The 26,161-nt window shown below is 52.0% G+C and carries 38 protein-coding genes; 36 read left to right on the forward strand and 2 right to left on the reverse strand.

From position 1 onward, the window contains the following. Positions 1–98 precede the first annotated feature (98 nt). The 7 genes from FDX22_RS01770 to FDX22_RS01800 all read left to right on the forward strand — a co-directional run bounded on the left by FDX22_RS01770 (position 99) and on the right by FDX22_RS01800 (position 4,345). On the forward strand, positions 99–1,190 hold the full coding sequence (locus FDX22_RS01770; protein ID WP_137400379.1) for a permease: 1,092 nt from the start codon (positions 99–101) through the stop codon (positions 1,188–1,190). 282 nt (positions 1,191–1,472) lie between these two features. Beyond that, positions 1,473–1,706: a DinI family protein gene (locus tag FDX22_RS01775; protein WP_065554934.1), complete on the forward strand. Its 234-nt coding sequence runs from the start codon at positions 1,473–1,475 to the stop codon at positions 1,704–1,706. A gap of 45 nt (positions 1,707–1,751) precedes the next feature. Beyond that, entirely contained in the window at positions 1,752–1,997 is a 246-nt protein-coding gene (locus tag FDX22_RS01780; RefSeq protein ID WP_100272205.1) for a hypothetical protein, read from the forward strand. A gap of 129 nt (positions 1,998–2,126) precedes the next feature. Further along, positions 2,127–2,327: a hypothetical protein gene (locus FDX22_RS01785; RefSeq protein ID WP_065554933.1), complete on the forward strand. Its 201-nt coding sequence runs from the start codon at positions 2,127–2,129 to the stop codon at positions 2,325–2,327. A 2-nt stretch (positions 2,328–2,329) separates the two neighbouring features. Then, positions 2,330–2,689, forward strand: coding sequence for a RusA family crossover junction endodeoxyribonuclease (locus FDX22_RS01790; protein ID WP_065554932.1), 360 nt, complete (start codon positions 2,330–2,332; stop codon positions 2,687–2,689). Then, positions 2,686–3,726, forward strand: a complete 1,041-nt coding sequence (locus tag FDX22_RS01795) for a DUF968 domain-containing protein (RefSeq protein ID WP_146716633.1) — start codon at positions 2,686–2,688, stop codon at positions 3,724–3,726. The genes FDX22_RS01790 and FDX22_RS01795 overlap by 4 nt, the downstream gene beginning before the upstream one ends. 13 nt (positions 3,727–3,739) lie before the next feature. Further along, complete coding sequence (locus FDX22_RS01800; RefSeq protein WP_048221176.1) at positions 3,740–4,345, forward strand: hypothetical protein; 606 nt, start codon at positions 3,740–3,742, stop codon at positions 4,343–4,345. Positions 4,346–4,656: 311 nt separating this feature from the next. On the opposite strand, the gene FDX22_RS01805 is transcribed toward FDX22_RS01800, so the two are convergent. Continuing rightward, positions 4,657–5,031: a FlxA-like family protein gene (locus FDX22_RS01805; RefSeq protein ID WP_048221177.1), complete on the reverse strand. Its 375-nt coding sequence runs from the start codon at positions 5,029–5,031 to the stop codon at positions 4,657–4,659. 144 nt (positions 5,032–5,175) lie between these two features. Between FDX22_RS01805 and FDX22_RS01810 the strand changes: the two genes are divergently transcribed. Continuing rightward, positions 5,176–5,364 carry a hypothetical protein gene (locus FDX22_RS01810; protein ID WP_048221178.1) on the forward strand — a complete coding sequence of 63 codons (189 nt, stop codon included), beginning with the start codon at positions 5,176–5,178 and terminating at the stop codon, positions 5,362–5,364. A gap of 439 nt (positions 5,365–5,803) precedes the next feature. Here the strand turns inward: FDX22_RS01810 and uspF are convergent, their stop codons facing one another. Further along, entirely contained in the window at positions 5,804–6,238 is a 435-nt protein-coding gene (gene uspF, locus FDX22_RS01815; protein ID WP_048221179.1) for a universal stress protein UspF, read from the reverse strand. 363 nt (positions 6,239–6,601) lie between these two features. On the opposite strand from uspF, the gene FDX22_RS01820 reads away from it, so the two are divergent. From FDX22_RS01820 to FDX22_RS01950, 28 genes are all read left to right on the forward strand, one after another. Beyond that, positions 6,602–6,988 carry a phage holin family protein gene (locus FDX22_RS01820; protein ID WP_048221181.1) on the forward strand — a complete coding sequence of 129 codons (387 nt, stop codon included), beginning with the start codon at positions 6,602–6,604 and terminating at the stop codon, positions 6,986–6,988. Continuing rightward, on the forward strand, positions 6,975–7,256 hold the full coding sequence (locus tag FDX22_RS01825; protein WP_072161082.1) for a phage holin family protein: 282 nt from the start codon (positions 6,975–6,977) through the stop codon (positions 7,254–7,256). Before FDX22_RS01820 ends, FDX22_RS01825 begins: the two co-directional genes overlap by 14 nt. Then, a complete protein-coding gene (locus tag FDX22_RS01830) occupies positions 7,256–7,885 on the forward strand; it encodes a glycoside hydrolase family 19 protein (protein ID WP_053389963.1) in 630 nt (209 codons plus the stop codon). The genes FDX22_RS01825 and FDX22_RS01830 overlap by 1 nt, the downstream gene beginning before the upstream one ends. A gap of 7 nt (positions 7,886–7,892) precedes the next feature. Continuing rightward, the gene (locus FDX22_RS01835; protein ID WP_048221183.1) at positions 7,893–8,168 is read left to right on the forward strand and encodes a hypothetical protein; all 276 of its coding nucleotides are present in this window, start codon (positions 7,893–7,895) and stop codon (positions 8,166–8,168) included. Beyond that, positions 8,113–8,322 carry a hypothetical protein gene (locus FDX22_RS30805; RefSeq protein ID WP_072161081.1) on the forward strand — a complete coding sequence of 70 codons (210 nt, stop codon included), beginning with the start codon at positions 8,113–8,115 and terminating at the stop codon, positions 8,320–8,322. Before FDX22_RS01835 ends, FDX22_RS30805 begins: the two co-directional genes overlap by 56 nt. Next, positions 8,300–8,530 (forward strand): hypothetical protein, encoded by a 231-nt coding sequence (locus FDX22_RS01845; protein WP_137399387.1) that lies wholly within the window; start codon positions 8,300–8,302, stop codon positions 8,528–8,530. The genes FDX22_RS30805 and FDX22_RS01845 overlap by 23 nt, the downstream gene beginning before the upstream one ends. Before the next feature lie 123 nt (positions 8,531–8,653). Continuing rightward, positions 8,654–8,818 (forward strand): YnfU family zinc-binding protein, encoded by a 165-nt coding sequence (locus FDX22_RS30405; protein WP_219725564.1) that lies wholly within the window; start codon positions 8,654–8,656, stop codon positions 8,816–8,818. Between the two features lie 242 nt (positions 8,819–9,060). After that, positions 9,061–9,567 carry a DUF1441 family protein gene (locus tag FDX22_RS01850; RefSeq protein ID WP_016150425.1) on the forward strand — a complete coding sequence of 169 codons (507 nt, stop codon included), beginning with the start codon at positions 9,061–9,063 and terminating at the stop codon, positions 9,565–9,567. A 3-nt stretch (positions 9,568–9,570) separates the two neighbouring features. Then, positions 9,571–11,688: a phage terminase large subunit family protein gene (locus FDX22_RS01855; protein ID WP_146716634.1), complete on the forward strand. Its 2,118-nt coding sequence runs from the start codon at positions 9,571–9,573 to the stop codon at positions 11,686–11,688. Then, positions 11,685–11,900: a hypothetical protein gene (locus FDX22_RS01860; RefSeq protein WP_101701295.1), complete on the forward strand. Its 216-nt coding sequence runs from the start codon at positions 11,685–11,687 to the stop codon at positions 11,898–11,900. The genes FDX22_RS01855 and FDX22_RS01860 overlap by 4 nt, the downstream gene beginning before the upstream one ends. 8 nt (positions 11,901–11,908) lie before the next feature. Beyond that, positions 11,909–13,420 (forward strand): phage portal protein, encoded by a 1,512-nt coding sequence (locus FDX22_RS01865; protein ID WP_101701294.1) that lies wholly within the window; start codon positions 11,909–11,911, stop codon positions 13,418–13,420. Then, the gene (locus FDX22_RS01870) at positions 13,377–15,479 is read left to right on the forward strand and encodes a ClpP-like prohead protease/major capsid protein fusion protein (RefSeq protein WP_137399389.1); all 2,103 of its coding nucleotides are present in this window, start codon (positions 13,377–13,379) and stop codon (positions 15,477–15,479) included. Before FDX22_RS01865 ends, FDX22_RS01870 begins: the two co-directional genes overlap by 44 nt. Before the next feature lie 72 nt (positions 15,480–15,551). After that, positions 15,552–15,887, forward strand: a complete 336-nt coding sequence (locus FDX22_RS01875; protein WP_146716635.1) for a capsid cement protein — start codon at positions 15,552–15,554, stop codon at positions 15,885–15,887. Further along, the gene (locus FDX22_RS01880; protein ID WP_040230736.1) at positions 15,887–16,243 is read left to right on the forward strand and encodes a head-tail joining protein; all 357 of its coding nucleotides are present in this window, start codon (positions 15,887–15,889) and stop codon (positions 16,241–16,243) included. Before FDX22_RS01875 ends, FDX22_RS01880 begins: the two co-directional genes overlap by 1 nt. A gap of 1 nt (position 16,244) precedes the next feature. Further along, complete coding sequence (locus FDX22_RS01885; RefSeq protein WP_146716636.1) at positions 16,245–16,901, forward strand: hypothetical protein; 657 nt, start codon at positions 16,245–16,247, stop codon at positions 16,899–16,901. Positions 16,902–16,912: 11 nt separating this feature from the next. Continuing rightward, a complete protein-coding gene (locus FDX22_RS01890) occupies positions 16,913–17,467 on the forward strand; it encodes a hypothetical protein (protein WP_146716637.1) in 555 nt (184 codons plus the stop codon). Beyond that, on the forward strand, positions 17,460–18,077 hold the full coding sequence (locus FDX22_RS01895) for a phage baseplate assembly protein V (RefSeq protein ID WP_137399393.1): 618 nt from the start codon (positions 17,460–17,462) through the stop codon (positions 18,075–18,077). Before FDX22_RS01890 ends, FDX22_RS01895 begins: the two co-directional genes overlap by 8 nt. Before the next feature lie 38 nt (positions 18,078–18,115). Beyond that, positions 18,116–19,585: a phage tail sheath C-terminal domain-containing protein gene (locus FDX22_RS01900; RefSeq protein ID WP_146716638.1), complete on the forward strand. Its 1,470-nt coding sequence runs from the start codon at positions 18,116–18,118 to the stop codon at positions 19,583–19,585. After that, complete coding sequence (locus FDX22_RS01905; RefSeq protein ID WP_146716639.1) at positions 19,582–20,088, forward strand: phage major tail tube protein; 507 nt, start codon at positions 19,582–19,584, stop codon at positions 20,086–20,088. Before FDX22_RS01900 ends, FDX22_RS01905 begins: the two co-directional genes overlap by 4 nt. A gap of 58 nt (positions 20,089–20,146) precedes the next feature. Further along, positions 20,147–20,446: a phage tail assembly protein gene (locus FDX22_RS01910; RefSeq protein WP_137399394.1), complete on the forward strand. Its 300-nt coding sequence runs from the start codon at positions 20,147–20,149 to the stop codon at positions 20,444–20,446. Between the two features lie 102 nt (positions 20,447–20,548). Continuing rightward, positions 20,549–22,372: a hypothetical protein gene (locus FDX22_RS01915; RefSeq protein ID WP_137399395.1), complete on the forward strand. Its 1,824-nt coding sequence runs from the start codon at positions 20,549–20,551 to the stop codon at positions 22,370–22,372. Further along, positions 22,369–22,839 (forward strand): phage tail protein, encoded by a 471-nt coding sequence (locus FDX22_RS01920; protein WP_137399396.1) that lies wholly within the window; start codon positions 22,369–22,371, stop codon positions 22,837–22,839. The genes FDX22_RS01915 and FDX22_RS01920 overlap by 4 nt, the downstream gene beginning before the upstream one ends. Beyond that, positions 22,814–23,029 carry a tail protein X gene (locus FDX22_RS01925; RefSeq protein WP_016150410.1) on the forward strand — a complete coding sequence of 72 codons (216 nt, stop codon included), beginning with the start codon at positions 22,814–22,816 and terminating at the stop codon, positions 23,027–23,029. Before FDX22_RS01920 ends, FDX22_RS01925 begins: the two co-directional genes overlap by 26 nt. Before the next feature lies 1 nt (position 23,030). Further along, positions 23,031–24,149 carry a contractile injection system protein, VgrG/Pvc8 family gene (locus tag FDX22_RS01930; protein WP_137399397.1) on the forward strand — a complete coding sequence of 373 codons (1,119 nt, stop codon included), beginning with the start codon at positions 23,031–23,033 and terminating at the stop codon, positions 24,147–24,149. Positions 24,150–24,188: 39 nt separating this feature from the next. Then, a complete protein-coding gene (locus FDX22_RS01935) occupies positions 24,189–24,542 on the forward strand; it encodes a GPW/gp25 family protein (protein ID WP_032943848.1) in 354 nt (117 codons plus the stop codon). Next, positions 24,526–25,446 carry a baseplate J/gp47 family protein gene (locus FDX22_RS01940; RefSeq protein ID WP_146716640.1) on the forward strand — a complete coding sequence of 307 codons (921 nt, stop codon included), beginning with the start codon at positions 24,526–24,528 and terminating at the stop codon, positions 25,444–25,446. Before FDX22_RS01935 ends, FDX22_RS01940 begins: the two co-directional genes overlap by 17 nt. Continuing rightward, entirely contained in the window at positions 25,436–25,999 is a 564-nt protein-coding gene (locus FDX22_RS01945; protein WP_146716641.1) for a phage tail protein I, read from the forward strand. Before FDX22_RS01940 ends, FDX22_RS01945 begins: the two co-directional genes overlap by 11 nt. Beyond that, the coding region (locus FDX22_RS01950) for a phage tail protein (RefSeq protein ID WP_186805274.1) at positions 25,992–26,161 on the forward strand (170 nt) is incomplete at its 3' end. The genes FDX22_RS01945 and FDX22_RS01950, both read left to right, overlap by 8 nt.

Raw genomic sequence — 26,161 nt, forward strand, 5'->3', positions numbered from 1 at the left:
TGCCTTCCTCATTCAGTAATATTTCGATAATACCAGAAATATGTTGCTCTTACACATATAATTCGAATATTCTAGAAATGTGGTTTATTGGAGGTTTTATGAATAGCTTGATTTCTATGTTTACTAGCGCAGCAGAGATGTTCCTGTTTCTGGCTGTCGAGTTATCAGTCCTTTTTTTTCTGATTAGTGCAGGTGTTAGCCTTATCAGACAAAAGATACCCGACCATAAGATTCAAAAAATGTTAGGTGCGAAAAAGGGGAAAGGGTACATTCTTGCATCGTTGTTAGGAGCTGTAACACCGTTTTGCAGTTGCTCTACAATTCCCATGTTACGCGGGCTCTTATCAGCAAAAGCAGGCTTTGGTCCAACACTTACATTCTTGTTTGTTTCGCCTCTGCTTAACCCGATAATCATTGGTCTGATGTGGGTTACTTTTGGTTGGAAAGTGACCCTGCTATACGCTGTTATAGCAGCTACAGTTTCCGTACTGGCAAGTATTTTGTTAGATGTGCTTGGTTTTGACAGGCATATTGTCGAAACATCCAAATCCTTGGCTAATTGTTGTGGTGTTAGTAGGGGAAAAACTCTTGAAACCAAACTACAGAGTGCTCCAGCATGCTGTTCTGTATCAAATCAACAGGACGTAGAGGCTAATAGTTGTTCTAAACCGCAAAAAATATTTAAGAGTTTCTCAGCATTTCGGAGCATAAGTAGTGAATTGACCTGCGAAAAAGATCAAACAAATAAACAAAACTTCTCGAAAAGTGTAGTAAGAGATCCTAGTGTGATACGTCTGGCATTTCAGGACGCATGGATTCAATTTAAAGATGTATTACCTTATCTAATGTTAGGTATTGTTATTGGATCGTTTATCTACGGTTTTATCCCTGCTGAGTGGATTGCTACTCATGCTGGGAAAAATAATCCATTTGCCATTCCATTAAGTGCAGTTATTGGAATACCTCTTTATATACGGGCTGAGGCAGTAATTCCGTTGGCATCAGTCTTGATGGATAAAGGCATGGGGACGGGAGCAGTAATGGCTCTGATTATTGGTAGCGCAGGAGCTAGCCTGACGGAAGTAATACTGCTTAAATCCATGTTCAAAACACCCTTGATTGCTGCATTCCTGACCGTTATTTTGGGGATGGCAATTATTATGGGCTACCTAACACAGTTGTTATTTTAATTGGGTATGCTAGACAGAACCAGTGAAGATTGCAGGGGGCGAGCATATGAACGTTGTGAAATCACTCCTAATCAAAAATGTTATCCAAATTTAAGGACGTTGATAGCTCCGTACTTGCAATGGTGTTAAAACAACAAGTCCTTATAGAAATGAACCCGCTTCGGCGGGTTTTTTTTCATCAAATCTATAGGCTAAGGTTAACAATTTGTGCTCTTAAGTCATTGATCATTTCAAAGTATCGGTGTACTGTATAAACATACAGTATATGCAGTGAGGGCTAATATGATAGTTGAACTAACCATTGATAGTACTAAAGATCTTCCAAAGGGAGCTGTTCCGGCACTGGAGAAAGAATTGCTTAAAAGGTTGGGCAACCACTATGAGAACTGCAGCCTGAGCATACGACGTGCAGGCTCCGATGGTTTAAGTGTGTTTGGGGGTGACAAGGAAGATAAAAAGAAAATAGAGACTATTCTCCAGGAAACCTGGGAAAGTGCTGACGACTGGTTTTATTAATTATTTTGGGTGTTACTTTGATCCCGTTTGCATGGGGGAGTTTAAGTGAAAGAAAAATCAGAATTGCCCAAAAAAGGCTACGCAGTCATAAGATGTCACGATGGAGTTATCGTTGCCAGGCTGCAATCATTTCCTGAGTGTGAGCGCGCCCTGATGTACCGTCGCGGTAACATGGTGTCTTTCATGCCTCTTCAGGATAATGAAATTATTGGTACACCTACGTTGTTTACTCAGATGCTGGAAAGGGCTGGTTATCGCGTTACCCAAAAATCTGTTACACTCCCGTCTTAGGCCTGAACAACCTATACCTGCTGCGCCACAGGAGAAAAGCCCCATGGCGCAAGATCAATTCAAGCAATCCCTCATTCTGACGTTAACCAACGCCAGCGATTTTCTTTTTGCCGCATCCAGAGGTGCGTTATGAAGAAAAGCTGGTTTCTACATACTCAACTCACCACTGACCAGGCTGACGAACTGGAAGCCCGCTATCGCGCAAAGCATATTAAGACCGAGCGTAGTCTGGATAATGACTTCATTCACTGGACGATCAGCGCGTTCTTGCCAGAAGCATCTAAGCCTCCTCGCCAGGACAGAACCTGGCAACAACGGATCTGGAGGTGAATGTGAAAGTCTACGATATCACCCCAATGGGCAAGCCCAGAATGACTCGCGCTGACAAATGGAAAAAGCGCCCCGAGGTTCTGCGTTACCGGGCTTTCTGTGATGAAGTTCGTTTGCAGCGTGTTGAGCTGGCGGAAAGCGGGTCGCATGTCACCTTCATTCTTCCGATGCCAGCGAGCTGGAGCAAAAAGAAACGGGCTGAGTTCAACGGTAAACCACACCAGGCTAAACCTGATTTCGACAACATGATGAAAGCCCTGATGGATGCTATTTACGAAGATGACGCTCACATCTGGGATTCACGCGTAACAAAATTATGGGGAGAGAAGGGACAAATAATTATCGGGGAGATAGCAGAATGAGGGCGTTGCTTAAACCCGTGGTTGCGCGTGAGCTTGGAATTGTGCTGCTCAAGCCGGGCAGTGAGCTGATGTCATTATTCAGTTCTGAGCGTGTGCTGGTGGAAAGCCAGCCGGCAGGGATGGAACGGTTGCCTGCTGGCCGTGTTCCTGACGTTCGCCAGCCGCTTGCGTGTGACGAGTCCCTGAGACTGTTCTTCCTGGATGAAAAAGTTATTAAGGCTGCTGGTGGTTTGAGTGGCCTTGATTACTGGCTTATGCGTTATGGCGGCCAATGCTGTCAGTGGCCACACAGCGATTACCATTATCACGAGTTAACCATCCTGCGCCATGAACCCGGATCGGTTCTTCTGTGTGGACATTGTGATAACCATTTGCGCGACCACTACAGCGAACAACTTGCAGAGCTGGCGAGATGTAATGTTATTAGCTGGATTATCAACAGCATTATGGTGGCGCTGAATCAGGATCCTTCCAGAGAACTGTCGCTGGCGGAGCTATGCTGGTGGGCGGTACGTATGGGTGTTACCGACGCAATTCCCGATTCAGTAGCCAGGCGGGCGCTTCGTATTCCTTCGGAAGATCATAAGTCAGTCATGCATGAATGCGACATCGAACCGGGTCTAACCGCCACCAGCATCATTACAGCCAAAGCCAGCACAGTAACCGTGAACATGCCACCAGCGCAGGTGCTTGCGGTTAAGCCCGTAGTTGGTGTTCTGGTCGATCCTGAGCCCCCGCAAACCTATATGAAACGTCCAAAGCGTATCCGTTGGACGGCCCCCCGATATCTGGAATGGATTAAAACACAGCCCTGCGAATGCTGCGGCAAACCATCCGATGACCCACACCATTTAATTGGCTGGGGGCAGGGAGGTATGGCAACGAAGGCGCATGATATTTTCGCGATCCCTTTGTGTCGTCAGTGCCATACAGAACTACATAACGACCCGGTGAAGTTTGAGCGAAAGCATGTACCTCAGCCGGTAATGATTATCAGAGTGCTGGACCGGGCTTACGGGCTCGGTGTTCTGGCGTAAGGAGAAAAACAGGATGACACCACGTCAACGCCGCAATCATTTTGAAGCACTTGGTAAAGCAGCATCTGCGCCGCGTAAAAGTTGGCTCGGTAAATGTATCCTCCTGACGGGGATCCAGTCCGGATGGATTAAATCCCTGCTCACTACCTGGGGGGAAGGTGTGGGAGGAAAAACTGCTCCTCGTTTGCCGCGAGGACATGCGTGTTGGAATGTGCTTAAGGGACGGAACTGGTCAGATAAGGCACTCGAGCGATTCACCGTTGCGTTAAATCAGGCGAGAGAAGAGGGATTCCGTGGACAGCAGGCAATGAACAGGGCACACAGCATTCTCTGGCCCCAGTCACCCGCCAGTGTAATTGACGAGGCCCTGCATAGTGACGATGTCGATTTTGTTGAGCAATGCGTACTGCAGGCGCTGGATATAAACGATCCGGTTTATGTTGTTGGTCTTCAGTATTACACCACCCGAAAAAAAGTCTCAGACATAACCCGGGAACTGCAGGCGATTGCGCCATGGCTGACACAAGAAAAGGCCAGAGAGCGAGTGAAGTGGTGTTTACAGATTTTCAGAGCAAAGGTGTTCTTGTCAGCGAAAGCACTTTTGGAAAGCAAGGAATAATATTTTTGCTTTTTTGTGCTGTTTTTTGTGTCTGGTATTGAAAACTACCCAGAAAGTTAGATAATCCATTCATGCTTGGCAGAGCTGCGCCACGATGGCAGCGACGAAAAGCGAACAATTTGAATATAACGAGAACCCCGCCAGCGCGGGGTTTTTGCTTTCCGGCGATACGACAGGGGTATTCGCGAGGTGTATTACACCAGTACCCCTGTCATATCGCCGTGCTGAATCGTTAACTTGAAAACAAGTTCTCACAACGCTCCAGTGCTTTTTCGTTTTTAACTCAAAGGAAAAATGGTTGGGGGTAGCTGCTAAACGTAGACATCAATATTTTTAGTATTATTCCCTGCAACGTTCGAACCTGATTTGTCACTTACCGTAGGTAATGCTCCCGATACCATTTGGTTTTTTTCTGCTTCTTGTTTTTGTAATTGAGCAATTTTTGCGTATATAGACTCGATTTGCCTTTGAATCATTTCCATCTGCTGTTTAAGCAGTTTTGCCTCATCTTCGGAAGTTACTTCATTTATTTTTGAACCCATGGCGCTGAGCTCTTTTGTCAACTCACCAATTTGTTTTTTCAGGTTTTGAATTTGTTGTGAAACAGAGTTGCCAGTACTTGAAGGTGCTTGTTTTACTGTGCTTTGCAGTATGTCCTGACTCAAAGTGCTAACTGTCATACTCATGGTGGTTCCTCCGGGCTTACATTTATTACCCATTATCGTCATCTTTCGAAATTACTTTATTAGCAAAGGTTAAGTTGTGGCTTCCTGCACCACAGCATTATTTGTACCACTCTAAACTATCTGCTGAGTATCGCGGAGGAGCTTATGAAAGAAGGTTACTACTGGATTCAGCATGTCGGTGTTGTACAGGTGGCGTACTACACGAATGACACTGTTGATGATCTGGAAACGGGTAAAACAATCACAGGTGTCTGGCATCTGACCAGAGGCGATGACATTTGTCATAACGGTGAAGCAGAGGTGTTTGAAGGTCCTCTTACTCCACCTATATAAACAACCGCACTTACTTCGAGGCAGCCGCATGGTGGCCTTTTCCATTTCGGGCTCACGGGTATCACTCTCTACGTGCTTTGTTGATAAATCAAGCCCGTGAAGTCTGATCCTTTTAGAATAATAGTGCTGTTTGATTGCAGGTTTTTCTTATTGGTTCTAAAGTTATAGAGCATCTAGTAAAAGCTCTCGTTTTGACGTAATTGTGATGAATCCCCCTAAGCGGAGGGGTGAAACTGACAGTAAACAAAGTCATGGAATGACATGCTTAGTGCACACGGGTCATGGTTTGTCAGCCAAAGGTCCACCGGGAGGCACCCGGCATCACGTTAATCAAAATACTTCTTTTCAGGCCCACTCCATGGAATGGGCCTTTTTCTTGCATTTTGATAGTGTAATTCTAGCTAACGGAATGTCATCTAAGCGCGTGGCGATTCATTTCTTATCGAACTACAAGTACAGGGCAACCAGCGTGTCGGACAACGGCGGCTGCATTCGATCCTAAGAGGTAGGTTGAAATGTCTGGACGATGTGAGGCAATAATGATTAAGTCAGCATCGATTGATTTAGCGAGATTAAGTATTTGATCCTTTGGTGACCCAGCGGCTGCATGTGTTTGGGTTTTTCCCGCAGGGATTTTGAATTGCTTCACGATTTCATCCAGTTTCAATAATGCAGCGTGCTGAATGTCTTTTAATTTTGGCATTTCTGCTGAATATGCCAGACCTAAAGATGAGTAATAAGGCAATGTGGGAACTACTGTTAGAAAATGTACTTTAGCAGTATTTAATACAGAATGAGCCTGAACATAGGGGATAACTTGCCGTGTTAAGTCAGTCTCAGAAACATCAATTGGTACTAAAATAGAGTTGTACATTTTAGCCATCCTGTTTGTTTTTTGTTCGGCAGGAAGTTTAGTATCTGGGACAAAAAAAAATGTGTCTTGGCTGGCAAAACTTACGAATTGGTACCTTCATACTATTTGCGCTTTCAATCTAATGATTCTGGGGGGCAGGATTCATTATGTAGGTATTGTTCAAGTATCAGAGTTGCTTAAGACTCCACTTACTCCATCAATGTAACAACCGTATTCATTTCGAGGCTGCCGCATGGCGGCCTTTTTCATATCAGGCTCACGGGAATCATCCGCTACGTGCTTTGTTGACAAATCCAGCCCGTGAAGCCTGAACCTATTTCCCCTCATTCCTGAGAGGACTCACAGCAATTAAGAGGGGGCTAAATGTCCGATCCGATTTCCGGTACTGGGCTGGCTGGTGGTGTCCTGACGGGGGCCAGCGTCTATGGATTTCTTTCCGGAACCGATTACGGCGTGGTATTTGGCGCATTTGCCGGGGCTGTATTTTATATAGCAACGGCTGCGGACCTTAGCGCAGCACGTCGGCTGGCGTATTTTGTCGTGTCCTACATTGCCGGGATCATCTGCTCAGGGCTGGTTGGTTCAAAGCTGGCTGACTGGACTGGTTACAGTGATAAGCCTCTGGACGCTATCGGAGCCGTAATCGTTTCTGCTTTAGCTGTCAAAATCCTGACGTTTCTGAATAACCAGGATGTCGACTCGCTGGTGGCGCTGATAACGCGCCGGGGAGGTTCAGGTGGTACTAAATGACCCGTCAGCAACTGTTAACGCGCTGCTCTGCGCAGGGGTGGTAATAACCCTGATGTTCTACCGCCGGGGTGATTCCCGGCATCGTCCGTGGGTATCGCGTCTGGCATGGTTGATCACTGTGACTTACAGTGCAGTGCCACTGGCCTATCTGTGCGGCATTTACCCTCATTCTTCATGGGCCACGATTGGGGCCAACATCATTTTCCTGTCCGTGCTGGTGGCCGTCAGAGGCAACGTTGCACGTCTGGTTGATCATCTGAGGCACTAATGAATCAACAACAATTTCAGCAGGCGGCTGGTATAAGCGCCGGATTAGCTGCGCGCTGGTTTCCGCACATTGATGCAGCAATGAAGGAGTTTGGCATCACTGCGCCGCTCGATCATGCGATGTTCATCGCGCAGATGGGGCATGAGTCCGGCGGGTATGAAAAGCTGGTGGAAAGCCTGAACTACGCAGCCGATCGTCTTGTTCCCGTATTCGGCAAGCACCGTATCACGGCACAGCAGGCTGCCGCGCTCGGCAGAACGGCAACGCAATCGGCAAATCAGAAAGCGATTGCTAACCTGGTTTATGGCGGCGAGTGGGGCAAAAAGAACCTGGGCAACCAGGTTGCCGGTGACGGGTGGAAATATCGCGGGCGCGGGCTGAAGCAAATCACAGGGTTAAGCAACTATCGCAAATGCGGTCTGGCGCTAAAACTTGATCTGGTTACGCAGCCGGAATTGCTGGAACAGGACGAAAATGCAGCGCGTTCCGCAGCGTGGTTCTTTGCCACCAGCGGATGCCTTGTGTATTCCGGCGATGTGGAACGTATCACGATCATCATCAACGGCGGTAAAAACGGTCTTGATGACCGCCGTCGTCGGTTCAATCTGGCAAAAGCCGTGCTGGTGTGAGGCTGCTATGGGAATTGAAATGATTATCGGGCTGGCCGCAGCGGTGATTGCCGTTATCGCTGGTGCTTTTGGTTTCGGCCATGCGCGCGGCACCAGTAAAGCGGAAGCCAAAGCAGACAAGCAGCGCACCGAAGAGAACGCAGCGGCGACCGTTGCGGTGGCAGAACGTAAAGCTGAAGTCACTAAAGAGGCCAGTAATGCCCAGCAGACTGTTAATCACATGCCTGATGACGACGTTGATCGTGAGCTGCGCGAACAATTCTCCCGCCCCGGTGGTGGTTGATACTGCGTGCAGTTGGGTGCGCATCATCTACCTGACTGACCACGATATCGATGTGCTGGATAAGCAGACGAAGCGCGACATCCTGGCGCATAACAAATCAGTGCAGGTTAACTGCAAGAAGGAGTCTGCCCGTGAACGCAGAGAACCTAAGTGAAGCGTATTACATCAATAACGAGATAAAAGAACTACAGCGGCTGAAAGGTATACTGGAAAATGGTGCCGGGCTTGGTGTGACAATCCAGTCCGCCTATCAAGATAATGCCTTTCTTGAGGCTATACGCCCACATGCAGTGGCCGAACTTGACCGCCGTATTGAGGGAAAGAAAGCCGTGTTGGTTAATTTGGGTATCTCCTTCTCCTGATGTCACAGGCATTTAGTGAATGCCTGTGACAAAGCTAAATGGCATCAAGCATGCGATGATGATTGGTTAATAATTGAGCTATGCATGGTATAATAAGCCCCATTCATTGAAAGGTTAACCACCATGTCATTTTTCGATTATGCAATGCAGCGTGTTGGGCTTGCAGCCAATATGACTGTCATGTGCCCGATATGCGGACATAAATCCATACACTCGACCACGAAAGTACGCCAGCAACAGGCGTTACTTTGCCCTAAATGTAAATCGCTGTTTGTCATTCACAGGTAGTGGGTCGCGATACAAATAACCCTAGGCCTCGCAATAGCGGGGCTTTTTTATGCACTCAAATGACAATATTTCTCATTTTCAAAAGGTACTCCTGGCGATTCTGAACACCGAGGGGGCGAGGACACGCGGAAAATGGCTGGTTTTTTGCATTTTATCGGCATCATCATCATTCCCTTAACTTGTTGATATTTCAGTCGTGAAATTATTCACGATGTCGAAATGGTTAAATATTGTTCATCATCATGGATAACGAACTGAAAAACCTTCGCCTCAACATCAATCAGCTGGCAGCGGTGACCGATCTTCATCGTCAGACGATCGCAAGCAGGCTGAATAACGTTGAGCCTGCTCCAGGCAGTAATTCTCGTCTCAAGCTTTATTCTGTCGTGGATATTCTCCGGGAACTGCTGGGCCGAACCACGGCACCCGAGCTGGTGGATATCGATAAGATGTTACCGCCGGATCGTAAGGCGTGGTTTCAGTCTGAACGCGAGAGGCTTAAATTCCAGCAGGAAACAGGTGAGTTAATCCCGGCATCGACAGTGACCCGAGAATTTTCATCGATGGCAAAAGCCGTCGTTCAGGTACTGGAAACGCTGCCGGATATTCTTGAACGTGATTGTGCGATGACGCCTGCTGCTGTCGTTCGGGTTCAAAAAGTCATCGATGACCTGCGGGATCAGATAGCCCTGAAGGTTGAGCAGGCAGATACGCCGGAACAGGAGGACAGTTCGCCAGAAGAGGAGTAAGCCATGCGACAGGCCACGGCGGCGGAGCTAAGAAAAAACACTGCCGGGATCATCAGAGCACCGCGTCGAATGCCTGTAGCCGAAGCCGTACATAAATATATGCGTGTTCCGGTCGGCGTGGGTAACTCCGTTGAGTGGGATCCTAATCTTGCCCCTTATGTTGTGGAGCCGATGAACTGCCTGGCATCACGCGAATATGATGCTGTCATTTTTGTTGGCCCTGCCCGAACGGGTAAAACCATTGGTCTGATTGATGGCTGGGTGGTGTACAACGTTGTCTGTGATCCGTCTGACATGCTCATCATTCAGATGACGGAAGAAAAAGCGCGCGAACACTCAAAAAAACGTCTGGCCAGAACATTTCGTGTCAGCCCGGAGGTGGCATGCCGGCTAAGTCCTTCACGCAATGACAACAACGTGCATGACAGGACTTTCCTTGCCGGGAACTACCTGAAGATAGGCTGGCCGTCTATCAACATCATGTCGTCCTCAGATTTTAAGTGTGTGGCGCTGACAGATTACGATCGCTTCCCGGAAGATATCGACGGGGAAGGGGACGGATTTTCGCTTGCTTCAAAACGTACCACCACCTTTATGTCGGCGGGGATGACGCTGGTCGAGAGTTCACCGGGCAGGGAAATTACCAATACGAAGTGGCGGAGAAAGTCACCTCACGAAGCCCCTCCCACGACCGGGATCCTTTCTTTATATAACCGCGGCGATCGTCGTCGCTGGTACTGGCCATGTCCACATTGCGGGGAATACTTTCAACCGGCCATGGAGGCGATGACAGGCTACCGGGAAACGTCTGACCCGGTAAAAGCCAGTGAAGCGGCGCATATTGATTGTCCGCATTGTAGCGGCATGATTACCGCCGACAGAAAGCGGGAACTGAACGGAAAGGGTGTCTGGTTGCGTGAGGGACAGACTATCGACCGTGAGGGCAACATAACCGGAGAAGCCCGACGCTCGCGCATTGCCTCGTTCTGGATGGAGGGACCTGCGGCGGCATATCAGACATGGGCGCAACTGGTTTACAAATTACTGACGGCGGAACAGGACTATGAAGCCACCGGCAGCGAAGAAACGCTCAAAACGGTAATTAATACTGACTGGGGGCTGCCTTATCTTCCCCGTGCAGCCAGTGAGCAGCGACGTGCTGACGTGCTGATGCTGCGGGCAGAAGACTATGGCAAAGGTCTTGTGCCGCCGAAAGTCCGTTTTCTTCTGGCGTCGGTGGATGTGCAGGGCGGGAAGAAGCGCCGTTTTGTCGTCCAGATCATCGGGTACGGTGAAAACGGCGAACGCTGGCTGGTGGACCGCTATAACATCCGTCAGTCCCTGCGTTGTGATGAATATGGTGAGGCGCAGCAGGTGCATCCCGGATCCTATCCGGAAGACTGGCAACTGCTCATCACAGATGTTCTCGAAAAAACTTATGCGTTGCAGTCAGACCCTTCGCGACGGATGTCCATACTTGCCATAGCTGTCGACAGCGGCGGGGAAGATGGGGTAACGGATAACGCCTATAAATTCTGGCGCCAGTGTCGTCGTGACGGTCTGGGTAAACGGGTTTACCTGATAAAAGGTGACAGCACCCGACGCCAGAAAATCATTACCAAAACGCACCCTGACAACACAGGCCGAAGCGATCGCCGGGCGGATGCGCGTGGTGAGGTTCCGGTATATCTGTTGCAGACGGACCTGCTAAAAGATCAGCTCAGTAACAACCTTGAACGTGAAACCCCCGGTGCCGGGTTTATCCATTTTCCTGACTGGCTGGGGGAGTGGTTCTACGAAGAACTGACTTATGAAGAACGTGGCACGGACGGAAAATGGCGCAAGCCCGGAAAAGGCAATAACGAAGCCTTTGACCTTTTCTGTTATGCCCACGCCGTCGCTGTCCTGCGTGGTTATGAAAAAATCCGGGACTGGGAACAGCCCCCGGCATGGGCTGCCGCTCAGGAGTGTAATTCAAACATCATTGACGGGGAGCGCCCCAGGGAGATTGCTGTGAAAAAAGCGGTACCTGTACGTTCATCTTCTGTTTCTGTAACTGAACCGTCCAGCCCGCTTTCTGGTGGCTGGCTGGGTGTCAGTGATAACGGAGGCTGGCTGTGACGAAATCAGAAATTCAGCAGATGCTGATAACAGTACGCCAGGCATACCGTGATTCCCTGGACGGTAAAAGCGTGTCATTCACGGGGGTTAATGGCCGGGCAATTACCAACCATGACCCTAAAGCCCTGCGTGACGAGCTTGAATACTGGGAAAGGCGCTGGCGCGCTGTCTCAAACCGCAATGGCTCGTTCAAACTCGCTAACTTTCTGTAAGGCAAATCATGGGATTTTTTGAAAAGGCACTGGGCGCAATATCGCCCGGGTGGGCGGCATCGCGCGCACAAAACCGACTCAGACTCAGAGCCTATGAGGCAGCAAATCCGACTCGTCTGCATAAGGGGAAACGTGAATCCCGGTCAGCGGACACCGCTGTATTTGCAGCCGGTACTTCATTACGAGAGCAGGCCCGCTGGCTTGATGAAAACCATGATCTGGTGATTGGTCTTTTTGACAAGATGGAGGATCGGGTTATCGGTGCTCACGGGATCCACGTTGAACCGCAGCCGCTTGATCTTGAGGGTAATCTTCACTCTGAGTTTGCTGGTCAGTTATCCGCGCTCTGGGCGGAATGGTCGGTTCGTCCGGAAGTGACCGGGATGTTTACCCGTCCGGAAGCAGAGCGGCTTTTGTTACGTTCAGCACTGCGTGATGGTGAAGTGTTTACACAGATGGTGCGGGGAAATGTAGCCGGGTTGCAGCATTCAACCCAGGTACCATTTTCTCTTGAACTGCTGGAGGCGGATTTTGTTCCGTTTAACCTGAACAGTACCTCCGGGCAGCAGATCCGCCAGGGGATTATTGTCAATGCCTGGGGGCGACCGACGGGCTACAGAGTTTATAAGAACCATCCTGCCAGTTTTGCCGGACTCAATGCTGATTTAAAAACTGTTTCGGCTGACAGCATGCTGCACCTGGCTATGCGTAAACGGCTTCACCAGTTAAGGGGGATCAGCCTCATCCATGGCGTGATCACCCGGCTCTCCGATATTAAGGATTATGAAGAGAGTGAGCGCGTGGCGGCACGTATTGCGGCGGCGCTGGGTTTCTATATCAAACGTGGGGATGCTCAGTCTCTTGATACAGAAACCGAGTTTTCAACACCGGGTGGACAGCGGCATTACGATATTGCGCCGGGGATGATTTATGACGAGCTAAAGCCAGGCGAGGATCTGGGCATGGTGGAGTCGAATCGCCCGAATGTTCATCTGTATGAGTTCAGGAACGGTCAGATGCGCGCTGTGGCGGCGGGGACACGTGGCAGTTATTCCAGCATCGCGCGGGATTACAACGGTACCTACAGTTCACAGCGGCAGGAGCTGGTAGAGAGTTTTGAAGGTTACAACGTGCTGCAGCAGTGGTTTGTTGGGCAGCAAAGCCGTCCTGTATACCGAAACTGGCTGGCAATGGCGTTGCTCAGCGGCGTTACCATCCCCAAAGATGTCGACAAAAAATCCCTTTACAACGCGCTCTATCTTGGGCCAGTCATGCCATGGATTGATCCGGGAAAAGAGGCTGCTGCCTGGAAGGCAATTGTCCGTGGGGGGGCAGGCACAGAAGCCGAATGGACGCGCGCACGTGGTCAGAATCCGCAGGAGGTGAAACGTCAGCGTCTCCGGGAAACCCAATTCAACCGAGAAAACGGGCTGGTGTTCGACTCAGACGCCGCCAACGATAAAGGAGTGCTCCCTGATGCAGCAAATGATAAGCCCGCCCCGTCACGGGACGATGATTAACCCCCGCGCCAGTGTGGCTGGTATCGATGCCGCAAACGGTCAGTGCTGGTATGAGATTCGCGCACTGGCTGCAGGGCGTGTGGAAATATTTCTCTATGACGTGATCGGCGGCTGGGGGATTACCGCTCAGCAGTTTGTCTCCGACTGTAAGGAGGCCGGAGTGTTTGAGGCCAGCGCCGTCGATCTGCATATCCACAGCCCGGGCGGCGATGTGATGCAGGGATTTGCCATCTTTAACACCTTGTCCCGTCTGAAGGCGAAGCTGGATATCTGGGTGGACGGCGTGGCTGCCAGTATGGCTTCAATGATTGTCTGCCTGCCTGGCGCCACGGTGCATATGCCGGAAAACGCCTGGCTGATGGTGCACAAACCGTGGGGCGGGATCGCCGGGGATTCCGATGATATGCGTGATTACGCTGCCTGGCTTGATCGTAATGAAGCGCTGATGCTCAGTGCCTACATGAACAAGACCGGGCTGGGGCAGGAAGAACTGGAGGCCATGCTGAAAGCTGAAACCTGGCTTAATGGTGCTGAGGCAGTGGAAAAAGGTTTCGCTGACACGCTTGAACCAGAACTGCAGGCCGCGGCCTGTGTGAATCAAAATAAACTGAAGGATTACCTGAATATGCCAGAACAGATTAACAACCTTTTTGGGCCGCGCGCCGAAGCCCCTGCAAGTCAGCCGAAACCCGCACAAAACCCGGCGCCGCAGGCCGCAAATAACCCACCTGCACAGCAACCCGCCCAGCAACCGCTGGCAGGAAATATCGACATTACCGCGCTGGCAGCCCAGCTCCAGCAGCAGATGCAGGCAGCGAATACTGAACGAGTCAGCGCAGTTTCCGCTGTGTTTGATGCGTTTCCTGCTTTCGGCTCGCTGAAAGCAGAATGCATCACGGATATTTCCTGCTCAGCGGAACAGGCCCGCACCAAATTGCTCAATGCGCTGGCGGCAGGGACTACCCCGAGTGCCGGACCGGCTGCAATTCATATCCATGCGGGTAACGGGAATATTGTTGGTGATTCCATTCGTGCGGCGGTGATGAACCGTGCGGGTTATGCGCAGGCGGAAAAAGATAACGCCTACAACGGGTATACCCTGCGCGAACTGGCCCGCGCCTCGCTGGTGGATCGTGGTATCGGTATTTCTGGTGTCGGTACCGCACAGGCGATGGTTGGGCTGGCGTTCACTCACAGCAGCAGCGATTTCGGCAATATCCTGATGGATGTGGCGCATAAGGCGGCATTGCTTGGCTGGGATGAGGCCAGCGAAACATTCGAACAGTGGACCCGTAAAGGCACACTGACCGATTTCAAAACCGCGCACCGCGTTGGCCTGGAATCACTGGCGTCGCTGCGTAAGGTTCGCGCCGGGGCGGAATATAAATATGTCACCATTAAAGATCGCGGTGAGCCGATTGCACTGGCCACCTATGGTGAGCTTTTCAGCATTGACCGCCAGACTATCATCAACGACGACCTGGATATGCTGACGCGTATCCCGCAGGCAATGGGGCTTGCTGCGCGAGCCACTGTCGGCGATCTGGTCTGGGCTGTACTGACCAGCAACCCGAAAATGTCGGACGGTAAGCCGTTGTTCCACGCCGATCATGGCAACCTTGTTGCAGCCGATCTGAGTATTGAAGGGCTGGATACTGCACGTAAGGCAATGCTGCTGCAAAAATCCGGCGATCGTCGTCTGAATATTCGTCCGGCCTACATGCTGACGCCAGTGGCAATTGAGTCACGGGCAAACCAGCTGATTAAGTCCGCCAGCGTACCGGGCGCAGACGCGAACAGCGGGATCGTTAACCCGATCCAGAACTTTGTGACAGTGGCTTCTGAGGCCCGCCTGGATGACAGCAGCCCGACGGATTTTTATCTGACTGCTGCGCAGGGGCGCGACACCATTGAAGTGGCCTATCTGGACGGTATCGACACGCCATATCTGGAACAGCAGCAGGGCTTTACTGTGGACGGTGCCGCATTCAAGGTGCGCATTGATGCGGGTGTGGCCCCGCTTGACTGGCGCGGGCTGGTTAAAGTCACCAAAAAATAACGACCGCCGCCTGGCGGTTTTTTTATCCCTGAAGGCGGCGCTGGTCGCCTTTTCCTTTTATGGAGAAAAAACATGGCGAATAACTATCAGCAGGACGGTACCACACTGGATTATCACAATGCGGGTGTTGATGCCGTTTCATCCGGTGCGCTGGTGGCGGTCGGCGGAATTGCCGGGGTGGCACACAGCGATATTCCTGCTGGCGAGTGGGGAACACTGCATATGGCCGGTGTTTTTGTCCTGCCTAAAGCGGCAGAAGAAATTGCGGCAGGCCAGAAACTGTATCTGGCTGGCGGCAAGCTGACGGTGGCAAAAGGCGATGATGCAACGCCAAACCCGGTTGTTGGTTCCGCCTGGGGAGCAGCTGAGGCAGATGATGCTGATGTTGCCGTTCGCCTGGAGTTCTGATGAGCCGGTTCCGGGAGCGTTTGGCTAAAGCAGATGCCCGGATTAACCGGGCGTTTGCCGAAGAAGTCCCTGCATGCCTGCAAACGGGTGAAGGCCCGCGTCTGGTGACCGTGATTTTTGAATCACCGGATGCGCTGTCGGGTGTACCGGGCGGCGGGGAAATTCAGAACCATTCCCCGGCGTTCAGTGCAATGACTGCGGATATTTCCGGTCTCGAAAAACATGACGGTGTGGTTATCAATACCATCCCTTACCGGGTGACACATATCGGCGCGGATGAAGAAGGGCGGACCCGCGTCACGCTGGCATATGGGGAACCCGGCAAAACACAGCCTCAGATCGATAAATGGAGCTGATATGGCGCGGGAGTCTCGACTGCGGCGGGATTTACCCGTCGATATTGATGTGGATGTTATCTGGCGAATTGCGGACAGTATCGGTGCGACGCAAAAACAGTTCCGTGCAGCATACTCGCGCGCGCTCAGACGTACTGCCGCCACGCTGCGAAAGAAAGCGATGGCGGATCTGAAAGACGGGCTGGCCCCACGCAGTATGGATCTGGTCCGGCGCCGTCTGCTGTCTTTTCGTCTGGACAGGGGATCGCAACTGGTTAACTTCCGGCTCTGGTTCGGGCTGAATGCCATTAAGGTGAAAGACCTTAAAGGACGAATCAACGGGCGGCTGCGACCGCACCATACCCGGCGTGACCGAAACTCGGGGCGTTTTATTAAAGCGCGCCGCCAGGCAGAAAACGCCGGATTTTCCCCGAAAGGTAATCTGCTGAGCGAACGGGCGTTTGAAAACGGGGAGGTGTCCCGTTCAAAACGGGATAATCGCCGGACGGTGGTTATTCGCGATCCCCTGACCCGCCGGACACGCGAAGCAGAAATGGATATCTACGAACCGATGCTGAACTACATCGAGGACAACGCATTTGCTGAAGCGATGGAGATTTTTATGCATCACTTTGAAACCGACATTCGCGGGCGCGTAAAAGCCCGTATTTCTGTCTGAGGTAACGAACGATGGCCGAGCCACTGTTGCTGGGGCGGTATCACGATGCTGTGACTGACGCATTAAAAAAAATCGGATGGGTGCGTGATGCCGGTGCGTATCCGGAACGAAATGTTCCCCGCTTTTCGGGCCTGACCACGCCCGCGGTGTATTTCTCGATTAACAGCTGGGAACAGGGTGGAGGTAATGAGGGGCAACTGAGCGTTAATTTAACCTGTGATCTCTTCGTGGTGGTGGATGCCGCCGGATCGGGTGTGAATCAGCCTGAGATTTTTGTCAGAACCGCTGCGGCCGATATTACCCAGTGGATTGACGGGCAGCAGTTTGGTCTGGGCCATATTGAGCCTGCGGTATTCACCACGGCTGAACGTGATGAGTTTGATCCGCGAATGGATGATTATCTGGTCTGGCGTATTTCTTTCACCCAGGCGGCTGCATTTGGTAGTGATCCCTTTGCACACAATGGCATGCCTCTGCAGCAGGCCTGGCTGGGTGCTGCACCTGATACGGGCCGTAATCACGTGGATGACTATCAGCTTATCCAGGAGGCTCAGCCCGATGAGTGATATAGAAGGCGACCTGCAGCGCAGACTGGCTAACCTTGTCCGGCGCGGTGTTATCCATTCCGTCAGGCACGATCGCATCCCAAAATGCCGGGTGGATTTGGGGGATATCATCACGACCTGGCTACCGTTGTGCCAGGGGTTTTCAGGAACCAACCGGGCGGATTCAAATCCTTATGCCGTGGGGGATGCGGTTACGGTCCTGTCCGAAGCCGGAGAACTCAACAACGGACGGGTGTTTCCCGGCTGGAATACAGGAAAGCTGCCGGTGCCGGAAGGAAGTGACAGCGAACACATTACCCGTTACAGCGACGGGACCGAGATCCGTTATGACAGGAACGCGCATGCCCTGACGATTACGCTGGCTGATGGTGGAACTTACAAAATTGTCGGTAAAGGCACGCTGGATGGTCCGGTTGAAATTACAGATACCCTGACAGTTCAGGGCAAAACCTGGATTAATGCTGACACGTCGGTTGCAGGGAATATCGGGGCGTCAAAGGAGATAACGGATAAATCCGGCAGCATGAGCAAGATACGTGAAGTCTTTAACAACCACGATCACCGCGGCGACAGCGGCGGGCTCACCGATAAACCTAATCAGAAAATGTGACCTGCTGCGGCAGGTTTTTTTATGCCTGGAGAAAAAACATGTCTCAGTTACATGGCGTTGAAACTATTGAACTCACCTCGGGTACGGTGGCGGTTACCACGATTCAGACCGCCATTATTGGCCTGGTGGGAACGGCACCTGATGCGTCGGGGGGAACAGCCGCATCGGGATCATCCGGTACACCCATTCTCGATAACGTTATCGACTTCACTGCAACCATTAAGGGGCGGGAAGGCAATGTCATCAATGTCGCTGTGCTGGCCGGACAGCCGGCAGCCGAAAATCCTGCTGCGGTTGTGACGTCAGCAAGCTGGGATCCTGAATCGCTGACACTGAAAATCACGCTGGGTTGTGATGAGCACGGTGTTATCACGGCTAAACCCGGAGACGTTGCTGAAGCCGTCGGTGGTGTTGATGGCGCAAAAGTCAGTGCGAGCGGGCGCGGTGACGGGATTGTCCAGCCCTTCAGCCTGCAATTAGCGGGGGGGGAAGATGAACCCTTTCCTCTCAATACGCCGGTGGCGGTTGTCGGCACCACGCTGTTATCCCGCCTGGGTGAAAAAGGTACGCTGAAACAGGCACTGACAGACATTAACGATCAGCGTAATGCGCTGACGGTGGTGGTGCGTGTGGCAGATGAAAACGATGTGGCAAAACGACGCGCTGCGGTACTGAAGGGGATCGGCACCCTGTCTTCAGCGAAATCTGTTACCACGTACCAGCCGCGTATTGTGATTGCACCGGGATTCAGTGAGGACGATGCGGTTGGTAAGGGGCTGGAAACCGTGGCCGGGAAATTGCGCGCCGTTGCATATGTTGACTGCGCCTCCGGTGCGACGCTGCAGGAAGTGGTACAGCGTCGCCAGTCCTATGGCGCACGAACTGAACTGTTGCGCCCGCGGGTCCAGGCGAGCGATGCAGATGGCCAGCTGGTTTATCGCCCTTACTCTGCGTTTGCTGCCGGGTTACGCGCCCGCATCGACTTTGAAAAAGGCTGGTGGTGGAGCAAGTCGAACCAGGACATCAACAACATCCTCGGTGTTGAGCAAATCGATGAATTTATCCTCGGGGATGAGAACTGCGATGCAAACCTGCTCAACATGCAGAACGTTTCCACCATTATCCGCCGGGCGGGTTTTAAACACTGGGGGAACCGTCTGTGTGCTACCAATCCACAGTGGCGTTTTGAATCTGTCCGCCGTACTGCTGATGTTATTGAGGACAGCATTCAGGAAACCATGCTGGAGTATGTTGATCGCCCACTGGACCGGGAAAATGCGGATGACATTATCGGCACCATCAATGCCTATATGCGACAACTGGTCGGTCTTGGCGCCATATTCGGTGGGCGGGCCTGGCTGGATGAAGAACTGAACACCGCGGAAACCATGGCGTCGGGTGTCCTGTACATCAACTATGACTTTGGTCCGAAATCGCCGACTGAACTTATCAGCCTGCGCGTCCGGGTGAACAATAACTATGCGCTTGAGGAGATGCTTGCAGCATGAGCGATAAAAACACACTACGCGTCTGGACCTTCTTCCGGCAGGGGATCCGTATTCAGGGGGCGCATGAATTTACGCCGCCGTCTCTGGCTATTGTTAAAACGGATTTGCGTACCGGCGCACAGGATGCGCCCACCCCGGTTGATGACGGCATGGAAGCACTGACCTGTCAGGTTAAATTTTATGGGATAGATACGGATATGCTGGCCAGCTTTGGTTTTGTCAGCGGCAGCCGTTCACGCTTTACGGCTTATCAGGGCTATCTCGGTAACGGCACTGCGCGCGGTACGGTTGAGGAAATCGAGGGGTTTGTACAGACCGTCACGCCGGATGCGCGCAGTAAGGATACGCTTTCCGAAAATGCCGTAACGGTTGATATTGCGGTCAGCTACTACCGTCAGTCACTGGACGGGCGCGAACTGTTCGCCATCGATACAGAGCGTTTCGTCCGCCGGGTAAATGGCGTTGATGTGCTTTCTGGCCTGGCTGCCAAAGTGCGTCTCTGATTTTACTGTTATCCCACCACTGTAACGGCCTGTGGGCCGTTTTTTTATGGAGCACATTATGAGCTTTCCTGGTGAAACCCGCGTTATAAAACTGTATTCCCCCGTATCACTTGATAGCGGGATTGTGATCAATGAAGTCACCATGCGTGAACCACTGGTTCGTGATCGCATCACTCATGCCAAAGACCGCGGCAACGAAGAAGAGAAAGAAGCCCGCATGATTGCGTTGCTGTGCAATCTCAGTGAACAGGATCTCTGGCTGATGACGGCGGCAGATTATTCACAGCTGCTGGATGCCTTTAACGTTTTTATGCTCCCGCCCGCGAAGCGACCGAAGGCGGGCTCCTCCGGGCAATAAGATTTCTGGGGCGGCGACTGCATTTTCCGATGGCGGAATACCTCGATATGCCGTTCAGCACTTTCTCTGATTTTTTGACCGACGAACTGGAGACGATAAACCGTGGGCGGAATAAGCCAGAACCTTAAGGCCGTCATTACCTTTGGCGGAAACCTGGATAATTCATGGAAACGATCTGCAGATGGTCTGCAAAAAAGCCTGAAAGATGTCGGAAAGCAGTCCGAACGACTGACAAAAGATCAGACTAAACTGGCAGCAGAAATCAAACGCGCCAAACTGGCCGGTGAAAGCCTGGGGGATTTGAAGCGCCGCTATACCGATGTTTCCAGGGAAATCCGCAAAACGGAGGCGGAGCAGCAGAAACTGAATGTACAGATGCAAAAAGCACAGCGCATTCAGGCATTCAAAGGAGCCGGTAAAGGTCTGTTCCGGCGCGGTCTTGGGATCGCCGGGCAGGTGGGCGGGATGTTTGGGTCCGGGCTGGCTATTGGCGGTGGCGGTGTGGTGGCTTCAGCACTTGGCACACTGATAGCGCCAGCTGCCACCAATGCTGAAACGGCAACCCGCACTAATGTCGCAAAAAGTTACGGCGTGGACGTGGCCACGTTTAATGCCTGGGATTCTCTGGCGAAGCAGTACGACATGAATGCGGAAAACATTGGCGATCTCTTTGAAGAGTATCTGCACAAATCCGGGGAGTATAAACAGAACGGTAAGCAGGGCTCGCTGCAGGATGCGTTTGAAACGCTCGGGTTCAAAGCGGGGGATTTTGCCGGGCTCAGCGATATGGCGCAGTTCGACAAAATTGTTGAACGGGCGCTCAGCCTTCAGGACGAGTCGAAAGCCTCCTTCGCACTGGATTCTCTTTTTGGCGGGGAAGCGAGCAAACTGCTGATGCTTATCAAGCAGTCCGGCCGGAGCTACCGCGACCTGATGGACGAACAGCGGCGCTACAACCTTGTGACCAAAGAGGGGGCTGATGGGGCGGTTGCGGGTAATCAGGCTATCAATAATCTCCGCACTGTTTTCTCTTCTGCGGTCGCAGAAATTTCCGGGCAACTGGGAAATGAACTGGCGCCGGATATCCGTAACCTGACGAATGATCTTGCCGACTGGTTCAAAGGTGGCGGGATCAAGCGCATTGTGACTTTCCTGCGAAATGACCTTTATCCCGGCGTTCTGTCGTTCGGGCAGGGGGTGGTTTTTGTCGGCAAAATTATTTATGCGCTGGCTAAAAAACTGTCCTGGCTGCTGCCGGATGACCGTAATGACCAGCGTGACGTCCTAAAAACGCTTGCGGCAAATGGGGTAGAAAGAGCGCGTTTCAGGGCCAGCCAGAATGGACAGGGGGAATGGTTTGACCAGCAACTGAAAGAGCGTCCGGACCTGCCGCAAAAAGTTAAGCACTCCTGGGAATCCACCCGGGGATTGTTTGGCTTTGATTCTGATGATGAAACATTTAACAAATCGCTTGATAAATATCTGTCACCGGAAGGCGGCGACTCGCTTTTAAACTGGAATGTAGCGCTACAGCAGAACAAGGAGCATGCAGCGCAAACCATTAACGATGAGCCGGAAAGCAGTGCTGGTGTCTGGGATAAATATTCAAACGCTTCCCTTCTTCCCGCCGGGCAGCAGGAAAGACATGCTACTGCAACAGACAGATTACCTGCTGAGCCTGTGATTCTGAAAGACGAGAGTACGGGCGGTTACTGGGAAAGCCTGCTTCAGAAAATGGATGTACTGGATAAGCAGCCGCCATCACGGCAGATAACCGATAACCGCAAATTTGAGTACCACTTCGAAATTAATGCCGCGCCGGGACAGGATGAGAAAGCCATTGCCGATGAAGTGACCACGGTGACGAAAAACAATTCTGCCTTCAATGGTGATAACAGCCTTCTGGATGGGGGACTTGTCTGGTGAGTGAAATTATCCCGATATTTGAAGATTCCGGCCAGCGCGGTGCAGGCGCATTACGGGGTGGGCAGGAAGCCCGTGTGATGATGATGCTGGGGAGTTTCGCCTTTTCGATTGATACAGCGGCTTATCATCAGCTTACCCGTGAGGCCAGCTGGCGCTGGAGTGAACAGGAACGCATCGGCAAACAGGACCTTCTTCAGTACACCGGAAAGCCCGGGCGTACCGTCAGGCTTGAAGGGCAGTCCCACGCCTTTTTCCGTAAAGGGGTGGATGGGGTGAATGATTTATTTGATCTTGCCGATCAGGCGAAACCCCAGCAGCTTGTCAGCGGAGAAGGCGATGTGCTGGGGTGGTGGGTGGTGACCGACTTTTCAGACACGACGAGTAAGTTTTTACCGGGTGGTGGTCACCGAAACAAAAACTGGACGATGACGCTAAAACACTATGCCGACGATCTATCAAACCCGTGACGGAGATGTACTGGATGCAATTTGTGCCGTGCATTACGGTACTGAAAATCTTTCAGACTCAGTGACTCAGGTTCTTGAAGCCAATCAGGGGCTGGCGGATCAGGGGGCTATGTATCCTTCCGGCCTGTATATCACACTGCCGGATCTGGTGACGCCCGTAGCGGAATCGCCATTCAGTTTATGGGATTGATATGGCAGATCAGACAGCGATGCCGGAATATGCGCCGGCCTTCAGCATTCAGGCCGAAGGGAAAGATATAACCCGGGTGTTGCAACAATGCCTGAGTGAACTGACCCTGACGGATTATGGTGGGGCAACAGCAAAAGCCGATGAACTGAAAATCAGCCTCATCTCTGAAACACTGGCACTACCTACCAAAGGCGCCCGGCTTCGGGTCGCTCTGGGATTCAATGATCAACTAATCGATAAAGGCTGGTTTGTTGTCAGTGGTGTTTCCAGCAGCGGCCCGCCGAGGCGTATTGAGCTTTATGCGACCGCCGCGCCGATGAACGCTCAGAAACAACCTGGAGATGTGACAAGCCAGAAAACCCGGAGCTGGGATAACCTTCCCCTTGCCGATATTGTCAAAACAGTGGCCACCGATAATGGGCTTATTCCCCGCGTGGCCGACGCGCTGAAAGATATTCGTATCAACCATATTGATCAGGTGGCGGAATCAGATGCCAACCTGCTCGCAAGGCTTGCGCGTGACTACAACGCAGTGAGTAAACCATCTGGAGGTTACTGGCTTTTTTTGCAACAGGGAGCCACCGCAACGGCTTCAGGGAAACAGACTGGCGGGATCTCCATCACACCGGATGAAGTATCAAACTGGTCCTACAGTGAAGGTGAGCGGGGGAGTTCGACGGGGAAAGCTACGGGGAGCGGAGGAAAAGCCAAAGAGAAAATCGGTGTGCGTTATTACGACGAGGAGGACGGCACGACAAAGACCTCCTCCGTTGAACATGATGGCCCGGCGATGACCAATCCCTATACCCAGTCGGAGAAAAACACCGCCGAGCAACAGGCAAAATCCAGGAAAACACAGGCGAAGCGTAACGAGCAGAAAATGACGCTCACGGGGCCATGTCGCCCCAAACATGTTCCGCTGACAGCAGAAGCAAGTGTGTCGACTTCCGGTTTTGGCTCCCGTGAGGATCGGGCCTGGGTGGTTGAGTCTCTGGTATTTTCTCTGACGTCAGCGGGATTCAGCTACACCTATAACCTTGTCGTGGATATTCGTAAACCCGCAGCGGCTTCGAAAAAATCAGAAAAGCAGGACAAAAAAGGCCCGTCTTACTTCGGTTAACCCTTACGCCATCCGGCGACTCAGCAACGGAATTTAATCATGAACGGTGTAAACAACCGGACCGGAAAACGCCTGTCCGGCGTCGCCCATTTGCGCCAGTCCGTCAGCGACATTCTGACCACTCCCATCGGGAGCCGGGTTCTTGTCCGTGACTATGGCAGTGATCTGTTTTCGCTGGTGGATAACCCACGGGATGATTTGACCCGACTACAAATAATCGCCGCATCTGCGACCGCACTGGCCCGGTGGGAGACACGGCTGAAGGTAACACGTGTGCTTGTTTCCTTTCCTGAAGGGGAGTCCGGCTGTGTGCTGGATATCGAGGGGATCAACAAGGAAACCAATTTACCTGTCAGAACGGGAGACATAACGATTTATGGCAAGCAGCTATGACGTGATCAACCTGTCCGAACTGGACGTACCGGATGCCATTGTGGTGCCGGATGCGAATGAAATATTCACCCGGTGGCTGGCGCGCCTGCGGGAACTTGATAAGCAGTTTGATGCGCTGGTGGAATCCGATCCGACGTTTAAACAGGGGGAGGTGAATGCCTACCAGCTGACGCTGGCGTTCCAGCGGGTTAATGATGCCGTGCGGGCGGTATTTCTCGCGAGTGCAAAAGAGGCAGACCTTGATCAGATAGGTGCCGCATTCAACGTTAAACGGCAGGTGATTAAGCCCGGCGATCCGCTTGCCATACCGCCCGTGGAGCCTGAACTGGAAGACGATGCGGCATTTCGTAAACGTATCCAGCTTTCATGGGCGCAACTGAATACAGCAGGCGCGCGTAACGCATATCGCTTTCATGCGAAGTCGGCCGATACGGATGTTCTGGATGCCGATGCCTATGGGCCTGAAACCCATAACCGGCCAGGCTACGTTGATGTCTATGTCCTGTCACGTACCGGGGATGGAAAAGCGGGGCAACCCCTGCTTGATAAGGTTAACAGCACGCTGAATGCGGATGAAATTCGCCCGTTAACGGACTATGTGACGGTTAAAAGTGCCACGATTGCAAACTATGCCGTTACGGCGGAGCTGGAAATTCCGGAAGGACCGGATGCCAGTACGGTACTGAATAATGCCATCGATGTTTTACGGTCATACACCACGCTTTCTCATCGGATTAAAACGGTCATCCCGCTGTCTGCTATTTATGCCTCGCTGCAGCAATCCGGTGTGGTCCGGGTAAGGCTGATTTCTCCGGTGGCAGATCTGGAAGCGGAACCGGGTAAAGCCCCCTGGTGTACCGCCATTAATGTCACCCGCAGGGAGGTAAGCAGCAATGACGGCTAAGTTTCGATCTCTGCTTCCTCCTGGCGCATTTCATGAAGAGCGGGCGCAGGAGCAGGCCAGCGCTGAGCAAATCGCCACTCTCGATACCAACATGGTGCGCAAGTCCAAAAATCCTGACACCTGTCCGGCGCATCTTCTCCCCTGGCTGGCCTGGGAGCATGCCGTTGATTTCTGGGATGACTGCTGGACGGAGGCGCAGAAGCGACAGGTGATAAAAGATGCCGCATATGTGCATCAGCACAGGGGAACGGCCGGGGCGGTACGCCGTTCTCTCGGGTCTGTGAACCTGCCCACGACCGTGGTTGAGTGGTGGGAAGACACGCCGCGCGCTGAACCTTACACCTTCCGGATCGAAGTACAGAGCAGTGAGGGGGTCAGTGACGCTCTCTATCATCAGATGCGCCAGCTTACCGAGCGGGCCAAGAACCTGCGCAGTTATCTGAGCAAAATCGATGTGATGGCGAATGTGGGTATGGACGGGGCTTTTTATATTTCGGGTGCGACAACAGCGCATATCGATGTGGACATTTTTGCCGGGGAATCTCATGGCTGATTACTACTCAATTATCACTAACCGGGGTAAAGAACTGGAGGCAGAGGCGCTTGCCAGTGGTCGCCTGATTGTACTGACTCACTTTGTGGTGGGTGACAGTAATGGCAAGCAGGTCAAACCCGATCCGGCACAAATCCGGTTGATCAATGAAACGTACCGGGG

The organism is Citrobacter sp. TBCS-14, from assembly GCF_005280805.1.
Lineage (GTDB): Bacteria > Pseudomonadota > Gammaproteobacteria > Enterobacterales > Enterobacteriaceae > Citrobacter > Citrobacter gillenii.